This window comes from Haloarcula marismortui ATCC 43049, from assembly GCF_000011085.1.
In the GTDB taxonomy this organism is placed as follows: domain Archaea; phylum Halobacteriota; class Halobacteria; order Halobacteriales; family Haloarculaceae; genus Haloarcula; species Haloarcula marismortui.
This window is the reverse complement of record NC_006394.1, coordinates 79079-98171: the sequence shown is the minus strand read 5'-3', so window position 1 is coordinate 98171 and position 19093 is coordinate 79079. Positions and strand designations below refer to the sequence as shown.

Genomic DNA, 19093 nt, shown 5'->3' with positions numbered 1-19093 from the left:
TTGTTACTGGCTTTGCATCCGGTCCAGCTCATTCTGGATTAGATCGGATGGCGGCTCGTAGAAATCAAAGATCTGGTATAGCGGTTGGGTCAAGGTCTCAACCACTTCCGGTAGAGCGTCTTCAAAATCTTGAACAGTGAAGCGTTGACTGGCCGTAACTGTCGCTTGATGTGATTCTCTTTCAATCGGAGGGAAAAGTCCACGGCGATTTTCAATTGAGCCCAGTGTTCGTCCCTCTAGTCCCGTCCATCGGGCTTGCACGGTGACCGACGTGTTTTCCTCACCGAGTTCTCGCCCCAACCGCTTCGCATGTAGCAAGCATTCACCGACTCGCCAGATTGGGAGAATATAATCCAAAACTGTACCTGGCTCAAGTTCATCTTTGCTGTCTTCCTGATAGCCACGAAGCAAGAACAGCATCCCGTCTGGGGATGCACGCCAGTAGTCTGCGTGCGCTGGGTCATCGAATGTTCCGCCGGTATACCACCCTTCGATTGTCTCATCGCGGGGATGTACCTGATCCTCGCTGATCAGCCACGCCGGCCACCCCGTTTCATGACCTTTCACCTCCCGTAGTAGATCTAAGAACTCAGAGAGAGATGGCTGATCAAACTCAGAATCCAGACTGTAAGCAAATGACCAGTACCCGTGACGATAGGGTGAATTATCCATATTTCCGTACTCGTCCATCACGTTGGCTTCCCAGTCTTCCCGCATAGCCTCAGTCCACGAAGCAAGCTGATCCAGCGGATCAATCTCTTCTTCACTTGCTCCTTTTTCGAACCCCGTCAGTACGGTTCGCATTCGATCTAACAGATCATCACGTGAGGCAGTGACACACCGCCGAATCAATTCGTCCCACTCACGTCCTGTCTTCGGTGCTGCACTTTCTGGCCCTGGCCGCCTAATATAATATGTGTTGTAGGTAACGTGTTGGTCTTCAGGGCCAGCACTGTCTGATCGAATCGGCACCCGATGGTCTCCCGGTACATCGATAATTGGAAAGACTTCACCAGATTCTGGATGTTCAATATGGTATACTTCACAGTGAAACTGGGGCTCAGCAAACTTCTCAACGATCCCATTAATCGTATCTTGATCGTAGTGGTCAATCGGATGTGGTCGAGATGGATCCGGTTCCCATGATTCACCGACCTCCTCATATCCAATCAAAATCTGACCCCCACCAGAATTCGCTAATGCGAGCATCGCTTTTGCTACGTTTGCCTTGTCCACATTATCAGACAGATCAAGCCAGCTTTTGATTTCACGATGGACCTCTTCTCGTGGATTACGCAATAGATCCTGCCACCGCTGATCCACGTCTCCCGATTTAACCATATTCCCTCTATGTTTCTAGTCAGCCTAAAAACCTCTCTAGGCGGTAGTTGCTTTTTATTTCGGACGGATACACGCGGTTAGCGAATTCCCGAATTCTGACATACATCTCAGCTCGGTTCTTGAGGTTGTGGCTGCGCGCGCAGCGACCAGCGGGAGCGAGCACGGAGCGGTGGGTGGGGCGGTGGGGCCTGGGCCGGTCCGGCACTCACGAAAAAAGAAAGGGCGTTGCCCCTACTCCTCCCACCAGCGGCGGTCGCGTTCTGGGAAGACGATCATACTGTCGTAGGTCACGGCGAGTGAACATCGTCCCTCGTACCAGTTCTTCTTAACCGCCCGCATTCGGACGGTGTCCCCTTCTTGGACGAAGGCAGGCTCCGATTTTCGCCACGAGGTGAACTTGATTTTCCCGGTGTCGTCCGCGACCAAGCCCACTTGAGCGATCTTCCGGCTGGAAGCATCCCAGAGCTGAACGACTTCTCCTTCGATGCTCACCTCATCCGTCTGCACGTCCGGGACGTCCTCGATCGGGCAGATGGCGCCGGGGGCCGCCTTGAGTGCATCCATCGTGTCGAACACTGCTTTGGTGATGTCTTGCCCCTTGGCGACCCGCTTTGCGAGCGCCCGCGAGACGGCCGCCCGACTGTGACCGGTGCGAAGCCGCTGTGCCATCCGGTCTGCTTCCTGGTTCACCTTCGCCAGCTCCATCCGGGAGAGACGCTCTCGCGGATCCGTCCGGTCCGGGGTGCGTTCCGCCCGCTTACGCTGTCGCCGTTCGGTGACGACCTTGCGAGTTCGCTTCGCCCGCCCGTCTTGGGTGCCGAGTTCCGCCTGGGCGCTGATGTGGTCCAGTTCGGCCTCCCGGGCGCGAATCTTCTCTTCCTGCGCGAGGGGCAGGTGCGAGAAGTCCTGGACGATGCCGTCTGGGTGGTTGGAATCCACCTTCGCCTGCTTTTCCTGCTGAACCGTCGCTCGGAACTCCGGTTTGTCGTCGACGACCTTGAAGCCGTCCTCGTCGACGCCGGCGTCTTCGGTTCGTTCGAATGCCTGTTCATCCACCGTAACGACCTTGCGACTCGAGTTGTTACTTGACATTGGTATCCTCCAGATACCACTGAAGGCGCTCGTGCGCCGCCACCGCGATGCCCCTAACATCGCGGTTTTCCGACGACGTCGACGACCGATAGCACCGACTGCGCGCTCTCGCTCGCGCCTTCGCGAGCGCCCTACCGGGCGCGAGCGAGAGCGCGCCCGAGTGCGGCGACCCCAACCAGCACCGCGCGCCGACCCGCCCGGAGCGAGCGGCCAGCGGAGAAAGCGTGGGGGGTGAGCAGCCACGCCGCGCAACCCCCCGCGCTTTCCCGCTGGCGCCGAGGGCACATTCACTTTAGCCCGGCAGCCCGCCCGCTACCGCAGGCAGGCAGCCCGGAATGGTCGGTCGCGAGCGACGCGGAGGGCGGCAGCGGCGAGCGGGGCGGGCCGGTACGGACACACCTGTCCACCCGGCTGCGCCGCTCGGATGGTCATTCACCGTCCTGGCGGACTCAGAAAGGGCGAGGCCGCCTCGGTCGTCCCCCGACCCCGCAAGCACCGCAGGGACGAGGAGCGCAGCGGTGGTCGCGGGATGCCGAGCGGCCGAGGGCTTTCAGGGAGTGTCGCTGTCGACGAATTCGATCGCGCTACTAATCCGGTGCCCCGGCTGGCTCGTCGAGAAGGACATCGACGCCGTCGTGGGTGACGGCGAGTTGGATCCCCTCCACGGTGAACCGGACTTCCACGTCCCCGGCTGAGGATGCGAGAAGCTGCTCGAGTGCCTCGACGTCAACAGCGTCGTGGAGCTGATACGAGTCGGTGGGGAGCCCGTGGGCTTCCAGTGTCTCGACGATTTCAACGAGTAGATCGGGGGATGGATCTGAGTCTCTCGGGGTGGAGGGTGCCATTATGGCCTCGACGGGTAGATAGGACGAACAGGAGTTAAAAATGGGGGCTCGACGGCCTGTCGCTGCGGCCTTTCAACCGGTCCCTCAGTGGTCGTCCTGTGCGTTTAGCTCCTCGAGAAACCAGCTGGCTGCGGTTCCGATCCGAACGCCGTCGACGTTGCGCATCTCAAGGCCGTTCGTGGCGGTCCGGAACGGCTCGTCGTCGACGAGGATGCGGTTGATGACTGTCCGGACCGACTCCGTTCCGTATCTGTCGACGAGAGCCGCGACCGCCGTATCGAAATGTGCATCCTCGTGCTCGGTTCGCGGGTTCTGCGCCCGGTAGATCACGAGGTCAACCACATCGTCGACCGATGCGTGCTCGGGATTCCCGGTTTGCTCACGAACATTATAGTTGGCCTCTGTATCAGGCATTGCGAGTCACTCCGCCGCGTCGTCCGTATCGGTCGTCGCCGAGTCGGTTTCTCGTTGCTCACGGATTGCAGCCAGCGTCTCCTCAAGCGTACCCACACAGCCGATCGCTGCGAGCTCATCGGCAATCTCGTCGATGAGTGCGGCTCGCTCGACGGCAGTCTCGTCGCCGGCGGTCCTGTCGATCGATGCGACGCGAAGCGCCCGCGTTTCGTGCCAGCCACAGTCCCAACAATCGCGGGTCACCTCGATCTGCTCGTCCTCTTCCGCTGCGAGGACGGCGTCGGACAGCGACGTCGACAGGGGCCGGTCTGGTCCGACCTCGAGGGTGACGGGGGACCCGCACGCGGGGCAGTCCATAGTCATCCCGAGGAGCGCCCGTCTGTTGAAGATAGCGGAGCAACGAGACAGCGACACAACCAGCGCTGCTGAGTTCGCGGGGTGGGACAGCTACGGACAACTGTGACCCTCCCGCAGTGGTCGCCGTACCACTCGCGTCGACGACCGCTCGGCGGGTCAGTCAGAGACGATGTGTGCCTCGAGGTCGCGTGTCCAGTACGTTGCTGGCCCGCCTGGACTACACCGCGCACAGACCTGTATCGGGCCTTCGAGATGGCCGAGTTCGATTCGAAACCGTGTGAGCGCTGCGAGCGCGTTGACGACGAGGCCACAGCTGTCACAGGCGTAGTGATCACGATCATCGGGATCCGGCGTCTCTTGGATCGCACAGTCGACGCAAATCGGGTGGTTGACCCGCTCTTCCTTCCCCCACGTGTAGGCGATCCCAGTCTCTATCCCGGATGGAGCCTCGCAGAAGGCACAGCCGGCCAGCGTCTGCTGCATCACCCATCACCCTCGCCGGCGTCCCGGGCGGCCGTCCAGCCTGTGTGGAAGACGGCGAGCTGCTGCATCGATTCGAACGCTGTGTTGCTGGGCTCGTGAACGAGGAGCCGCTGGTCGACGACCGGTGTGACTGTCCCGGCATCGAGTAGCTCTCGAACCAGCTGGCGGGCCGTCTCGTCGTCAAGATCCGCCGTCGATGGTGACCGCGCATCCCGATCCTGAGCGAGCAATTCCGCTTCGAACCGTTCGTGATCGTCTGCCGTATCGTCGTATCTATCCGGACCAGACATACAAATCAGGGGCAGCACAGGAACCGCCCCGCACCCACTCGGGGGCACAATAAACAGTCGCCACAGTCACCATTCTCAGTCACGATGTCGATCTGCTCCTTCACCCTCCACGCCCCACGCCATCGTCCGGGTGGCAGCCTACTCTCGCTTGGCCAGCGGCCTGGCATCTCGGCCCTGGTGGCCGCGAACATAACTTTGGGCCGCCACCCCCACCACATATCGGTTGATTTTCCTGCTGTCTAGTGGCACAATTCGCCTCCAAATCGCAAGACAGCAATACCTGACACCAGATTTCGGGGGCTGTCCGGGAACTCCCTCGTCGGTGAGTCTGGTGTCTAGTGCTGCCGTCCTACGATTTGTTGACTCAGCACGACTCTCAGCATACCTGGTGTCTAGGGGAGGTCGTCGCTGGTGTCAGGTTAACTGTTCGGACGATTTAACCGAAATGGCCCTGTCGAACTCTGAAGAAAGTGAAAGAAATTCTGGTGACAAACGCTTTTCACCCTCTTTTATATACTGTATAGTATGTCTGAAAATGAGAAAAGCTTCTTCGAGTATACCGAGTTTTATTCTGACTCAGAGACTCAGGATCCCGAAGAGGTTATTCAGGATCGTCAAGACCCGGAGATAGCGTACGCTCACATATGTAAAATCGCAGGGACAATCAACGCAGGGTTGGATGCGGTACCTGAGGACCAGCGGGATACTGTAAAGGTGTACTCGGTCGTGGATCTTTTCCGAGCAACGATGCAGTATATCGAGGAGTTTGGATCCTATTTCAGATATCTCATTTTGAATAAGGAATCCTATATTAATGAGATTATCCGGACTTCAAGCGGAGATATACGGCCACTCTTTGAGGCTATTCTGGAGGAGGAACTTGATGGGTATCTTGATAAACGAGATGTTGAGGCTGACTCGAATGAGGTTCTGAGTTTGATCTTTGGGTATCAGGCGGTGCGAGAGGGAGCGATTAGTTTCTCAGAGGAAGAACTGGAAGATGTTCCAGTTGATGTTGGGTTGGCTGATATAGAGATTCACGAAGGTGAGGGTGAGGATATCCCTGAGTCGATGGAGATGGAGTTGTTAGTCGAGGATTCGATTGAGAATCTGAGAAATAAACTCAAGAATATTGCTGTCTTCTATTTGAATTTCCGAGAGGCGTACAACGCCGTTAAACACGGCAATCGGGTTACGGTTGGTGACAGTACTGGGTTTGAGCTCGGGAATGACGAGTTACTCGATGATCGAATTGTTCTCGATGATGAAGTCATTCAGTTCCTGTGTAAGTACTCTGCTGATTCACAGGATGGTGAGCCGTATCTGCTGACTATTCCTCGATCGATTCTGGAAGAGAAGACTCTGAATGTCGTCGAAGATGTGTATACTCTCTATACCCAGGCATATGATGTGGCGACTTTAGATGAGGGTGAAGAGATTAATCTCAGCTTCTGGAAGTCCACCGGTGGTGGTGGCCAGGATGAGAATGATTTGATACATATCGCTAATCCTGATTCTCGGATTCTATTGCCGAGAAATGTAATGCCGGATGTAATTGAGGATTTGCAGGTTCCAGAAAAGTCAACAGTAGAGTGGATCGGTAATTGGTCTCTTGCCGGCGACACGCTGGAGTTTGAGGTAGAGTTTGGTTCGGAGCCTACACCTGAGCATCCAATCCACGTTGAGATTAATTGGGAGAAGACTGCCGATGATATCCACGAATTCGGAGAAGGCCAGTTCAATTTTAATGTTGATCCTGATGATCTGAGTGTTGAGCAATACTTTGAGATGCTCAAAATCCAGGATAAGGATGATATCCGGAGGGTAGAATTTGAATTCCCAGATTCGGATAAGACGTATCAGCAGCGGCTTGAGGAGCCTTTCGAAGGTATCGATTTACCTGAGCCCGAGGATCGTGATATCCTCGAGTTTGTGAAACGTGTGGGGTTGGCGACGGATACTCGGATTCCTCTTCCGGAGTTTATCACGGAGAAGCATCGGGAGGTGTACGATGACTACAAGGATTCCGATTTGGACTCTGATACAGCAGAGGAGATTCTTTCTGAGCTTCAGGAGCGAGGTGAAAAGGTTCGGCGGTCATTAGTGGGTGTTGCTGTCTGGGAGGGTGATTTCTCGGATGTAGATGTTGATGAGGATGAGCCGGCACACGCTGAGGATTTAGGCGAGCTCCGTGCTATAATGGGTTTGAGCGAATCTCAGGATGCGGATGATATGGAACGTTTTCCTGGGGAAGTACGCTGGACACACCCTGAGTCGACGAAGTATACACCTGATGAGTTACTTGATAAGCTGCGAGAAGGGTATGGGGAGACGGTCGGTGAGCTCCAGCGTTCGGAGGTTGATAGGGAGGAGGCTGAATCGGAGTTTAGTCATCGGATTCGTTTCGGGCACGAGACTATGTGGGGAACCTTTGATAAGCACGTTATCGATATCTTCCCAGTGTCTGAGGGGGCGTTTGATAGAGAGGATTCGCCGGAGACGTGACTGTTGAGGTAGTTTAAGATTTGATGCTGAGTGAGTGAGATGTCTACCGATTGGATGAAATGAACCTTCTCGCCCTGTCAAGTGGGGATCGATTCTCGTCCTGGTTTCCCTGATTTGGCTCTTGCTCGAACTCACGTTCTTCGAGAGCAGCCTCTAGCCGATCACGTTCAGAGCGGACGGTAGCGAGCTCCGATTGGAGATGGTTGACCTTTGTTTCCAGCCCCTCGATTTGCTCCGATTTCTCCTCCAGTTCAGATTCGAGACGCTTGATTTTCGCTGTCAACAGACGGTTCTTTTCGCGAAGGTGAGCCCGGTCCAAGTCACCAGGTCGATCGTCACTCGTAGGAGATTCGGGGGGTGACTTCGATTCATCGTCAGCTGCGTTCTCCTCGGGCGTGACCCGCTCGCGCCCGTGGTTCAGGTCCGTGTCTTCGATGGCTTCTAGCGTCTCGTTGTAGGTTTCGTACCCGGGGAATCCCTCGTAGGTTCCTTCCTCGCCCTCACGATCGACGAACGCATTCTCCGGACAAATCTCGAGCGCGACAGCCGCTTTCCGAACGGCCCAGAACGGCATCTGGTCGTAGGTCCCGCCGTCGACGCGGTCCGATCCGGCCTCTGGAACCCACACCGGAATGTCGTAGCCGGCGCTCCGCAGTTCGTCGACGGCAGCCCAGTAGTCCTCCCCGTCGAGGTCCGCATCGGCGGCGGAGATAATCCCCGTCGCGAGCGCCATCAGCTTCGCCGGCCCGCCCCCGGCGTTAACCTTCGAATCGCCGAAGGTATTGGCCTGCTCGTCGACGAAACAGGATTGCCCGCTCTCACTGTGGCGCCAGCACGGGTCGAACTGCGGCCGCGGCTGGTTCGGATCCGTATCGTAGGCATCGCTCGCGTAGTGACGGGCAATCTCGGTGATGTCGATATCCTCGACAGCCTCGTAGACGTCCTCTTTGAACGGCGTAACGGGACGGCCTTCGAGGGTACCGTCGAGTTCTGCCATTCGCTCTTCGCGTCGCTGGAGCGCTGCCTCACGCTGTCGCTGGCGCTCCCGTTCCCGCTCACGCTCCGCTTCCACCCATTCCTCCAGCGTGGCCTGCCACCCCCCGTGGTCCTCGTACAGGTCCGGCCAGAGCGTCGCGACAAGCGAGTCGACGCAGTCCGTGTGCTCGACTCGCGTGAGGTCATCGGCCCAACTGACCGCCTGCTCGAGGAGTGCGTCGTCGACACCCTCGAACGGACGGAGTTCGTAGCGGACGTTGTCGGTCGCGATGGGCGTGACGACGGCATCGTGGTCGGCGTGGATCGAGAGTGGCGGCTTGTACTGGCGGTTCTTGTTGTTCACCCAATCGGGCTGAATGACGTCGCCGGCGCCGTCGACGCGCTCGTTCACGCGGGCCTCTGCCTTCTGGAGCCATGCGTTCGAGCGGTCGAGGAACTCGTTGAACACCCGTTCGAGCGCATCCGGATCGTCATTGAAGTGGTCCGCAATTGGTAGTGTGGCCTCCGGGGCCCCAAAGACGTACGCGCCCCCGACGGAGTCCAGCGCATACACCGCCTTCCGCGTGCCGTAGAGCGTTGCATACTCGTCGATGTAGGCGTCGAGGGTACGCTCGACGAGGGTACGCGTCTCGCCATCCAGGTCGCCTCGCTGCGGCTTGATGTCGTCGGCGAGGTCAATATCGCCCCAGGTGGGAACTGCCCGGAGGTCGGCATACCCGGGGGTTGGGGGCTCATCCTGCCAAACGGTCGTCCCCTCAGACTCGTCGTAGCGACAGGGTTCCCACTGTTGGAAGGCGGTCGGTGTCTTGTAGGTGGTGACGGCATAGAGGGTCCGGTTGAGGCGGTCGTGAATCTCGTCGTAGTCACGATCGAGGCGGGCAACCCGTCCGCGCTGCGGATACCCGGCCTTAATCGCCTCGACGTCGTCGTGGTCGCGTTTGATGTACCATCCGACGAAGTCGTTCAACCCGATGGTTGGATAGTTCTTGACAGTCGCCAGCGCCTCGTAGATGGGTTTGGCACGACGGTAGTGCTCGCGGATGGCTGCCTCGGAGAGCGTCATTTCGTGTGCTCCTGCACCTCCTGAGCGGGAGCGAAACGACTACGCACTGGCATCATTCGGTTCCTCCTGGTCGCCGGCGTCGTCCAGCTCGATTCCGACGTAACAGCGTCGCGTCTGACCGTCCAACCACTTCTTGTCACGCTCGAACGCAACGTGGTCGCGAAGCGTACGTGTGAACCGGTTTTTTGGCTTCACCTCGTACTCCTCGGCCGTCGCATATTGCTCGTACGCATCGTAGACCTCAGCGACCGCGACGACCCCGTCGCCGGATTTAACGATGCTATCGCGGACGAATGCTTGGATGCCGAACGGATCGTTCTCGTGGTCTTCCTGCTTCATAGATTGCTTATCGGCAGGTTCGTCTGGCTCCACACCTGCCAGATGGAGTTCATTGTTTTCGATCGCCTCAATGAGCCCAGCAAGGTCTTTGGTCGCGTCAGAGTCTCGAGTGTAGAGCTCGAGATTCTGCTCATCCTCGATGACACCTATCGCATACGAATCATCCGTGTACTCCGGAACGGGTAGGTCGGTACTGGGCACGAACGGGCGCTTGACAGGTACCCAATCCGCTTCGAACGCCTCACGTGACTCGTAGGACTCGGGAAGTTCTCCCGGCCTAAAGACGGTGTATGACTCGCTCTCGGCGTCGTAGCTGTACGTCGCCGGGAACTGATCTTTCGACACAGCGTCGAAGGAGTCGATCCGGGCGTGCTGGTCTCCGGCACTATCCTCGAGGACGAACGCACCGTCCCGCTCGAACCAGCGGGTGTGGCGACTACCACCAGTGGCCGGTCGGACGGCCGTCACTCCATCCGCGGCTCGCGCACCACCGTTGAATGTGACGTTGTGGTTCATCGTATACAGCCGTGTTTCCCCGGAGGAGAGCTGATTTCGCGGCTCGCTGAGGATTTTCGCAAGCCGGTCGGCAATCTCGTCAGCCGGCTGATCGTCGTGGTCTGCGACGACGAACAGCGGGATTCGCTCCTGTTCCTGGGCCTTCCGGAGGTTCGTGAGGACCTTCGCCGGCCGGACGTGGGTGGTGGTTTCGACCTCCACCTGGAGCTCCCGGTCGAGATCCGGATGCGTCGCGATGGCATCGGGGCGGGACTCCCCGTTCTGATCGAGGACCTCCACGGAGAACCCCGCAGTTGCGAGGGATTGCTCGACCGTTTCAAGGACTGCATCGTGGTGCTCGCCCCCGCCGGTCGGTGATGTCGACGTGTCGGGCGCGGCTGCTTGCTCACCCTCGTCTGTGAGCCGACACTGCACCGACGAACCACCGTCCGGGAGATCGACCTCGATGAGCGAGGACGCCTCCCTCACTTCTGGTAGTGTCTCGTAGCCCTGCGCCTCGATGGTGTCTTCCTCGATGCGCGAGAGCAGTTCCTCATCGACGTCCTCGACGGAGACCCAGCCGTTCGTCTCACGTACGTCGTTCGACAGCTGGACGGCGCGAATCGCACGGGCCATCGCGACTTCCAACGGTAGGTCATCCGCGTTCTCCAGAGCGACGTCAGTCGCAGCGTCACGGCTCTCCACGGTCGTCCCGCCGGCGACCCCGTACTCCTCGCGGGTATGCTCGTGGACGGCGTCCAAGGCGTCTTGGAATCGCTCTTCTTGCGTCCCGGTCAGTGGCTGCTCGCTATCGGGATGACCGGGTGGAATCGGAAGGGGTTCGATACTGAACGGGTCGGGGCCGGTTTCGCCGAACTCTGGGCTCGGGAGCTGTGCGATCCACTCGCCACGCGGGAGGGAACTGATCCGATTCTTGAACTCGACGGGATCCATTGCCTCGTGTGAGAGTGCCTCGGCGATGTCGGCGTCGACGGCGATCTTCCCGACGAGCGGACTGCCGATGTTGTTCAGGACGTTCAGGTAGACCTCGCGGTTGCCGGCCTCCTTCATCTGCTCAGGGAACTGCGTCACGAGTTCGATGGATAGCCGGAACTCCCGCCCCTTTTCGAGCAGCGTCGTCAGCGTATCAGAGACGACGACCGACGACGCTTCGTCGATGAGCAGGTTCGCCACGTAGTCGTCTGGCTTGCGGGCCAGCTCGTCGCCGTCGCGACGCTTGACAGCATCGTAGAGCTGCGTCAGAATGACGCCGGTCATCACACGGGCGGCCTCGTCGCGGAGATCGCCGAGGTCGAAGATGACTACTTTGTCCTCGTCGAGGAGGTCGCGGAAGTCGAACTGTGACTCGGTATTGTTGAAGATCCGCCGGAGATGGGCGTCCTGCGTGATGTAGTCCATCCGGTTGCTGATGCCGCTCACGACGTTCGAGAACGTCGCCGGGTTCGAGCGCAGGTGTCGCTCCAGTTTCTCGGCGACCTGCGGGTCGCTGGCTCGCGGTGCATCTTCGGGTGTCGAATCTGGTGGCCCGGCGGCGTGGAACTGGGTCACCGCCTGCTCAAACTGGTCGTGGGTGAAGTAGTTTGTATCCTGCCGGAAGTGTCCGTTTTCGAGGCCGTACTCCTCGTCGTACATCGCCTTGATGAGGTACTTGATGAGCGTCGGCGAGGCGATGGCGTCCTCGTACCGCTCCGGCCCCATCACGAGCTTGATGAGCTCCTCGTAGTGGTCGGCCTTGTCCTGAATCGCGTCGACGCGTCGGACGCCGTCCTCCAATGCCGGCGTGATGTCGAAGAACGCGAAGCCAGGCAGGATGTCGGGCACCGAGAAGTGGAGGACGTTCTCCTCGAGGTCGTCGGTGCCGAAGCGCTTCGCGTGAGCCCGCATATAGTTCTCGGGGAAATTCCCGCCCTTGGAGTCGATGATGAACACTGGCCCGTTCGTCTGGTCGTACAGCGAGAGGGCGTCGTTTTCAAGCGCGACCGATTTGCCGGCGCCGCTCTTCGCGAACCGGCCGACGTGGAACGGAAGTAGATGCGGGGGAATCCGCATCGGCTCCGACGTGGGCGTACCGTCTTCCCCAAGACCGCGGCCGATCGCCATCCCGGCGTCCGTGAACGCATCCATGTGGTCCTGCGCCGGGAGTGGCAGGGGCGTCCGGCTCTCGGGTTCGGCGTCGGACCCCCGCCCGCCCTCGGTCGTGAGGTCAGTTGCCGGCGGAACGACCACGAAGTTCGCCAACTCAGCCGGCCCGAGGACGAGATCGGGGCGGGTCTTCCGCCAGTCGCTCTTGGTAGCCAACGTAGCGTTGAGTACCCGGTCGGCGTGCTTCTTGGCTCGCCGCCCCTTTCGAAGCCCACGGCGGATGCGCTTCGGTCGGAGCCGATAGTGCGGCCCGTTCAGGTGATCGAATACCGACCCGATATCATCGAGACGATGGTCAACCCGCTCTCGTTGTCGGTCGGAGGTCACGAGCGAAAGTGCCCGCATATTCACCGTGAACGTGTGCTGTGGCTCCTTCTCGTCGATAGCCTCGACCCGCTCTCGCCCACCGATGTCGAGATACCGACGCTGTCGCCCGGTGTTCGACGGACTCTGTGGTTCGTTCTCTGTGTTTCCGAGGAGTTCTCCGAAGAACCAGTCGACGACCCGGTCTTCGCCTTCACGGAGCTTCCGCTGGCGCTCTCGTGCCTCGTGCGTCCAGTCCGATTTCCGCTGAAAGAGTACCTGGAACGCGATCGGGTGTTCGGCCCGGGTCAGCTGATCGATGAGTGACGCGAGCGGGGCCCGAGCGTGATCGTCATCGTCGTCTTCCGTATTCGTGAATTGGGGTAGTGTCGTCATCCAGTCTTCCCGCCGGGTAGCCTGCCCGTGCCAACTGATTCCGAGTGGGGTCGTCTCATCGACGGTCGGTTGCGTATGAGCCGGCTGGTGATCGGCATCGAGTTCGGAGTCGGACGGACCAGCCGCTGTGGACTCGTCACTCGAATCGGCCTCGAACAAGACTTCGTCCTCGTCCTGCGACATAGTGCTCTCCGACAGCACACTTCCGCCATCACCGACCGGTTCCTGCCCCGTCGAATCGAAGAGAGTCACGGGCTCTGAATCCGAATTCGGGTCTCCGGAGAATTCCTCAGCTGTCCTGGGGTTCATTCCGTGGCTATCGTCACCTCCGGCACTGTGGTCCTGAGACGGGTCTGCTGTCGATGGGAGTAGCTTCGTTTCCAAGTCAAGGGTGACCCGCTCGAACGTGACGGTCGGAGGATACAGCGTCCGGAGGCGTTCTTCGAAGGCATCTAACCGGCGGTCGGCCCCGTAATAGAACTCGACCGGCTCGTCTGCCCCCTCACTCACTGCGAGGAACTCGAACACCGGTGGCGGATCGCCGAAGGGACCGATACTTGCGAGAAGTCCGTCGTTGCCAGCGTCAAGGCCGTGGAGGCCGGCCAGTTGACGGACTACGGTCTCCGGCGCGAGATCGCTCCGGGAGGGAGTGATCCGGATGTACTCGTCGCCGTTAGCCACTGACGGGATTTCTGACGGGGTCTGTTCAGTCATCCTCCTGAGTGGTAGTGCTAGTTGGTTCACCGCCGTCGGCACGCGTTCCGGCGGGTCGGCTATCTGGATTCGTCACGCTCGTCGTCGGCTCGGGTTCAAGCTCGGCCACGTCCGCAGCGCCGCCGTCGATAACGTGAGCCTCGTAGTCACTTGCCCGAATTCGGAGTGGGAACCATCCCTCCTGGTCGATACCGACGAGCGCCTCAGAGTAGCCGTCCTCGTCTTCCCCGGCCTTCGCGGAGGTAACCCAGTTCACCTGCCGCTCGCTGAGGTCGAACCACTTGGCGATCTTCTCTTTCTCCTCATTGACGCGGTGGAGGACGGTCAACGAACAGAGGTTCGCGATGGTGCGTGCCTCCGGCGTCAGCGCGAATTCACCCCCCGTTTGCGTGATGAATTCGAGGCTCAGATCGAAGTGGCGGCTGTGCCGGACGGCTGTCTCCAGGAAGTCCAACGAGACGGCGTCGTTCATCAGGTAGTGCGCCTCGTCGATACAGAAGACGACGCGCTTGTCGGTCTGTTTGACCCGCTCGTAGACGCTGTTGAACAGCACCTGCATCATCAGGCTGGTCTCCGCCCGGCCACGGGTCCCCTCCTCCTGGTGGAGATCGAGGTAGATGACCTTCGAATCGAGGTCGAACTCGGAGGGGCGAGCCAGATTCTCGAGTTCACCGCCCTCGCGGAATGACGGTCGGAGGTCCTTGAGTAGCGACTGAGCATCGGACTGGACGGCTTCCTGCTCCCCATCCGTGACGTAGCCGTACTCCTCGGGGTCTTCGACCATCTCTTCGAGGACCGTGATGACGTCGTGGATGGTGGGCGAGTCCCGGGTGTGCGTCTCTGGATCGCGGGTGATCCCGCGCTTCTCGTAGGCTTCTTGGACGGCCCGCCGGAGCGTCTGGTTGCGCTCGCCGAGTGGATGGTCTGCGACGTGCTCGAAGAACGTCGCGAAGAAGGTCATCACCCAGTTGATCTGCTCGCCCCACGGGTCGATGTCGTCGACCTCCTGCAGGACGTGGTCGGGCGTCGGTTTGATTTCCAGCGGGTTCAGCCCCCGCCGGCCACCGACCGTGATCCGCTCGCCATCGAGCGCCTCGTTGACGCCGGCGAACCCCCGCATCGGGTCGAGCATAATGACGACCGTATCCTCGTCGAACATCGCCCGCCGCACGAGCCGGAGCTTCGTCGCGAAGGATTTGCCTGCGCCGAGCCGGCCGATAACCATCATACAGTAGCCGGTTTGCCGTTTGAATCGGTCGAGGATGAGTGGACTCGAATTCAGCGCGTACGTCCCGTATTCGATACCGGGTTCCGCAAACGCACCGGAAACGAAGGGGAACATCGCGCCGACTGCCCCGCCGAGCATCGGCGTCTTGCTGTCGAGCGTCTCGTTGAACTGATCCAGGGCGATCGGGCTCGCTGAGGTGAACGTCTTCAGCTGTGACCACCGGGGCGTCACCGGCGTCAGATTCGCAGGCGCTTGTCGGGCTGTCGTCGACACCGACTCGGCGTCGATGTTCTCGCGATCGTTGCCCCTGACCGTGAGATACATCGAGACGTCGAACGCCTGCATCGTCGTGTTCCGAAGGACGTCGTACATCTCCTGGTGGTCCTCGAGGTCTTTCTCGACGCCCCGGGCGCTCGCACGATGCTTCTCGGTCAGGTACTCGTAGTCGGCTTCGAGGTCCTCGATCTTGTTCTCCAGCGAATCCAACGTCTCTCGCGTATCACGAGGATCGATGTGGATGCTGACATCTGTCTGTTGGGTCTCGGCGGCCGCGTACAGTTTTTCGAGGAAGCCATCCATCGGAGCATCGGGATACTCACCGACCCACAGACTCTGCGCCCACTGGGTGTCAGTCCGGAGGGCGCTGGGCGTTCGCTCGATACTCGACGGCGAGACGACGGTCTGATGGATCTCGGGGATGCCGTCGACTGCCTCACCGTCGGCCTCGTAGTCCACGGTAAACTGTGATTCAGCATCTTCCCCCTCTTCGTCGGGGGCCTCGTCTGCGGTCGCCTCGTCGTCAGTTTCTGAACTATCCGAGCCGGTGAAGGGCAGCAGGTTTCCAATCATGACTTGTTGATGACGGGGGACGTTCGAAGCACCTGTTCGGGGTCGCCGTACTCGATTTCCGTGCCGGTCCAGTATTCCGCGATGAGGCGGGTGAGTTCGGCCGCATCAACGGGGCGCGTGTCACACCCCTCGATGCCGCGGAGGCCGCGCTCGACCCGCCGGCGCCGCTCGTCCAGTTCCTCGAGCATCGCGGCTCGCTCTTCCTCCTCCGGCGGCGCCGTGACAATCTGGATGAGGATGCCCAGTACGGGGATCCTAGCGAGCTTTTCGAGGAGGCTGGCCCGTTCGTATCGGACCTCCTCAGGTCGTACCGGAATCAGGACGTAGTGGTCGCGAATGGTCATCTGACGCTGCGCCAGCTCCCGGTCGTACCAGTCGACGTAGTGTTCGATGAGCGCCTGGAGTTTCTCGTTCGATTTGACGTCCGGGTCGCTCAACCGGTCTTCGTACCGCCCGACGTACTCGTCGGCGGGGAACGCCTGCGTCGTCGAGTAAATCTGGATCGGGAACTCGACGGTCGTATTGACGAAGTCCTGGAAGGCCTCCGCCTTCTGGGCCCACTCCTCGTCGGTCGCGAGCGCCATCGTCGGTGGCGACACCTGAACGGCTCCGACAAGAGCCCGGTCCGTCCGCTCGATGGCGTCTTGTCGCGGGTAGACGCGCTCGACGTGAGTGTACTCCTTCGCCTCCTCGTGGGCGATCTCCGTCTCGCTGCGGTGGAAGTTCACGAACAGACCGAGCCAGTCGAGACTGTTGGTGTAGCCGGGCGTGAGGTAGACGAACAGCCCACCGAAGGCGATCGCAATCGCTGCGAGGGGGATCGTGAGGGCGGACACCGGAATGCCACGAACGGTGAGTGACGGTGGGATAACGACCTGCGTCACCAGGACTACCAGTACACCGGGAAGACCGGCGACGGCGAGGTCCGTCAGCGAGTACTTCCCGAGGAACTGGGTGTCGGTACCGAGTGACTTCGGAATTCGTTTCGCGGGGTCAGTTGCGGAGCTCATGGGTTGTTAGTGGATATAGCGTGGCGGGTCATCTGCTGAATCTGGATTCCGGTTCCGAGTCTGGGGGTCCCGGAACGCATCGTCTCGATCGAATTCCTCGCCTCCGTCGTTCCCACTACTATCCTCGCTGGTGGTGGAGCCGGCCGTAGAATCATCATTTCCGCCGCCGAGGTTTCCGCCTCCGCTGTTTCCTCCCCCTCCACCGCTGCCGTCGGTGATCGCTTCACGGAGGCGAGAGCCAGTCGTATTGAGTCGTTGGCCGGTAGAGTGGGCTCTCGAATCACCAGAGTTCAAGACGTATTGGCCACCGCTCTTGACTGCGGGCTCATCGCGCACTCCTCGAACGAAGTTTCTCCCACCCTGTTTGGCCGATTGGACTTGTTCACGCCCTCTAGACAACCGACTACGGGCCTTCTCAGCAGACATATGCCTGGCCGCCCTGTCGGCGATGAAGAACAACGCCCCGGCCTGCCAGAACAAAACAAACGGAGAGGCAACGGCGAGAAGCGGGATAACGAGTGCCGTCAACCAAGCCCCGAACTCACCGGCTGAGGGGCCGAAGCTCGTCCCCAAGATGTCCCCGAGACGGAACAGGAGAGCAACTGGAACCGTCATAAACAGGAAAGGGACGTAGAACCCGGCCAACTTCTTCATGAATTTCGAGACTAGGGCGAACGGCCCGACGCCAGGGATCCAGAATACAATGAGTAGTGGCATCAGGAACACAAATAGGTAGAGTGCCAGTTGTCTCGCTAGGTAAATCAGGCCGATCAACACGAATAGGAGCAAATTCGTTGAGAGAGCGACGACCGTGCCGAGCACGCCCATCCCAGTGAACGACAGCGTCTGGAATAGCGAGATTTCTGACACCGAGGGGACGAGGAACCCAGCCAATGCATCCATAAACCGCAACGATAGCGCTGAGATCCACCACCACGACAAGATACCGAGCAGTCCAGCGAAGGCGCGTTTCTTGAGCTTCGAGCGATGGTATCCGTTGAACAAGTGGCTCGTCGATTCAAGGAAAATGACGATTCCAATCGAGAGGCCGTACAGCGATAGCGAAAGCGGGATAATCATCTCCCAGTAGTAGTCATAAATTCCGGGCCACGCTGCGTTCGTCGGCTGATTGAACACCGAATCTGGATGGGGAGTACCCACCACTGTCCGCAAGACTGCATCACCGTGATTCTCTATGACGGTCTCTATAGGGCTGAAGAGTATCTCAAGGAGTTCTTGGATAGCGCTGATGATAATGTCTCCAAGAGCACCTCCATCGCTGCCTCCGTCACTTTGAGCTAAAACCGGAGCAGTGCCCGTAGTCAGTAGCCCGAAAAAGACGAAGATAGAGCGAACTAGGAATCGGACGGGACTACGCATTGTCTCCACCCCCGTCCAGTAGTTCAATCTGGACGTCTTTACACGGGTGTTGGATTGCGCCTTGATCGTCGATGTGGTATCCACCGGACAGTTCCGCCCGAATCGGTTGCTCAATATCTCCGTGTGGGGTCTGAACAACAACGGTTAATTCTGCAGTATCACTCTCACATGAGACATCGTCGTTGTCATCGATGACGAGAACACCCCGTTGTTTCAGGAATTCCCGTTCAGTACCGGGGCTGAGGAATTCTTCGCTCGCCTCCGGACGCTCGAACGTGGTATCAGCAACGCCGTCTCCTTCGATTACCTCAGGTGCGTTCCGATACGGCGCATTCCGGAAGCCAATATTATACACCCAAGAGGGACCAGTACCGACGTTCTCGACCGTCACAAAGAGCCGACCGCTACTGTAGCCATCATCTTCATCGAACTCCGGTTCGACATCGACGATCTGGATATCGGGCCGAAGCTCCAGGGACATCGACTCAGATGTCTCGCCCGAAACGGCGACTAACTCGTACTCGCCGGCAGAGTACGTCCCACCAGTCTTGAAGACAATCTGTATTTCGACTCTTGTAGCTCCCTGTGCAACGGTTGACTGTTCGAACGTAGTACCATCTGGACCAATCAGATTGAGTTGGTCGACATCGTGATCATCAGCCAGCGTCACCACAAGGTTGGGTCCCGCGAAGCTGATTTCCTCAAATACCGAATCTGTAGACGGCGACGTAGAGGACGAACCTGTTGGGGATTCAGTCTGGTTGCCGGGACCATCGGTTCCGGAACACCCTGCTACTCCTGCAAGCAGGGCTGTTCCAGACGAAGCCAAA

At 59.3% G+C, this 19093-nt stretch carries 14 protein-coding genes; 1 reads left to right on the top strand and 13 read right to left on the bottom strand.

Annotated features, from left to right (window positions below; genetic code table 11):
* Positions 1 to 3 precede the first annotated feature (3 nt).
* From RR_RS21395 to RR_RS01940, 7 genes are all read right to left on the bottom strand, one after another.
* Positions 4 to 1341 (bottom strand): AlbA family DNA-binding domain-containing protein, encoded by a 1338-nt coding sequence (locus tag RR_RS21395; protein ID WP_011222445.1) that lies wholly within the window; start codon positions 1339 to 1341, stop codon positions 4 to 6.
* Between the two features lie 231 nt (positions 1342 to 1572).
* Positions 1573 to 2433 (bottom strand): hypothetical protein, encoded by an 861-nt coding sequence (locus RR_RS01965; protein WP_004594516.1) that lies wholly within the window; start codon positions 2431 to 2433, stop codon positions 1573 to 1575.
* A gap of 587 nt (positions 2434 to 3020) precedes the next feature.
* The gene (locus RR_RS01960) at positions 3021 to 3278 is read right to left on the bottom strand and encodes a HalOD1 output domain-containing protein (protein ID WP_004594518.1); all 258 of its coding nucleotides are present in this window, start codon (positions 3276 to 3278) and stop codon (positions 3021 to 3023) included.
* Between the two features lie 84 nt (positions 3279 to 3362).
* On the bottom strand, positions 3363 to 3692 hold the full coding sequence (locus RR_RS01955) for a hypothetical protein (RefSeq protein ID WP_004594519.1): 330 nt from the start codon (positions 3690 to 3692) through the stop codon (positions 3363 to 3365).
* A 6-nt stretch (positions 3693 to 3698) separates the two neighbouring features.
* Positions 3699 to 4049, bottom strand: coding sequence for a hypothetical protein (locus tag RR_RS01950; RefSeq protein WP_004594520.1), 351 nt, complete (start codon positions 4047 to 4049; stop codon positions 3699 to 3701).
* A 156-nt stretch (positions 4050 to 4205) separates the two neighbouring features.
* Positions 4206 to 4532, bottom strand: coding sequence for a DUF7558 family protein (locus tag RR_RS01945; RefSeq protein ID WP_011222441.1), 327 nt, complete (start codon positions 4530 to 4532; stop codon positions 4206 to 4208).
* On the bottom strand, positions 4532 to 4822 hold the full coding sequence (locus RR_RS01940; protein ID WP_004594521.1) for a hypothetical protein: 291 nt from the start codon (positions 4820 to 4822) through the stop codon (positions 4532 to 4534). Before RR_RS01940 ends, RR_RS01945 begins: the two co-directional genes overlap by 1 nt.
* 525 nt (positions 4823 to 5347) lie before the next feature.
* Here RR_RS01940 and RR_RS01935 point away from each other — a divergent pair.
* Positions 5348 to 7327, top strand: coding sequence for a hypothetical protein (locus RR_RS01935; protein ID WP_004594522.1), 1980 nt, complete (start codon positions 5348 to 5350; stop codon positions 7325 to 7327).
* A gap of 43 nt (positions 7328 to 7370) precedes the next feature.
* Here RR_RS01935 and RR_RS01930 read toward each other — a convergent pair whose 3' ends face one another.
* The 6 genes from RR_RS01930 to RR_RS01905 are packed head-to-tail and all read right to left on the bottom strand — an operon-like array spanning position 7371 to position 18933.
* Positions 7371 to 9386: a hypothetical protein gene (locus RR_RS01930; protein ID WP_011222440.1), complete on the bottom strand. Its 2016-nt coding sequence runs from the start codon at positions 9384 to 9386 to the stop codon at positions 7371 to 7373.
* 39 nt (positions 9387 to 9425) lie between these two features.
* On the bottom strand, positions 9426 to 13796 hold the full coding sequence (locus RR_RS01925) for a type IV secretory system conjugative DNA transfer family protein (protein WP_004594534.1): 4371 nt from the start codon (positions 13794 to 13796) through the stop codon (positions 9426 to 9428).
* Positions 13789 to 15873: a VirB4 family type IV secretion system protein gene (locus RR_RS01920; RefSeq protein WP_004594535.1), complete on the bottom strand. Its 2085-nt coding sequence runs from the start codon at positions 15871 to 15873 to the stop codon at positions 13789 to 13791. The genes RR_RS01925 and RR_RS01920 overlap by 8 nt, the downstream gene beginning before the upstream one ends.
* Positions 15870 to 16883 (bottom strand): hypothetical protein, encoded by a 1014-nt coding sequence (locus RR_RS01915; RefSeq protein WP_004594536.1) that lies wholly within the window; start codon positions 16881 to 16883, stop codon positions 15870 to 15872. Before RR_RS01915 ends, RR_RS01920 begins: the two co-directional genes overlap by 4 nt.
* Before the next feature lie 6 nt (positions 16884 to 16889).
* The gene (locus tag RR_RS01910) at positions 16890 to 18263 is read right to left on the bottom strand and encodes a hypothetical protein (protein ID WP_004594537.1); all 1374 of its coding nucleotides are present in this window, start codon (positions 18261 to 18263) and stop codon (positions 16890 to 16892) included.
* Positions 18256 to 18933 (bottom strand): hypothetical protein, encoded by a 678-nt coding sequence (locus RR_RS01905; protein WP_232508509.1) that lies wholly within the window; start codon positions 18931 to 18933, stop codon positions 18256 to 18258. Before RR_RS01905 ends, RR_RS01910 begins: the two co-directional genes overlap by 8 nt.
* Positions 18934 to 19093: the final 160 nt, after the last annotated feature.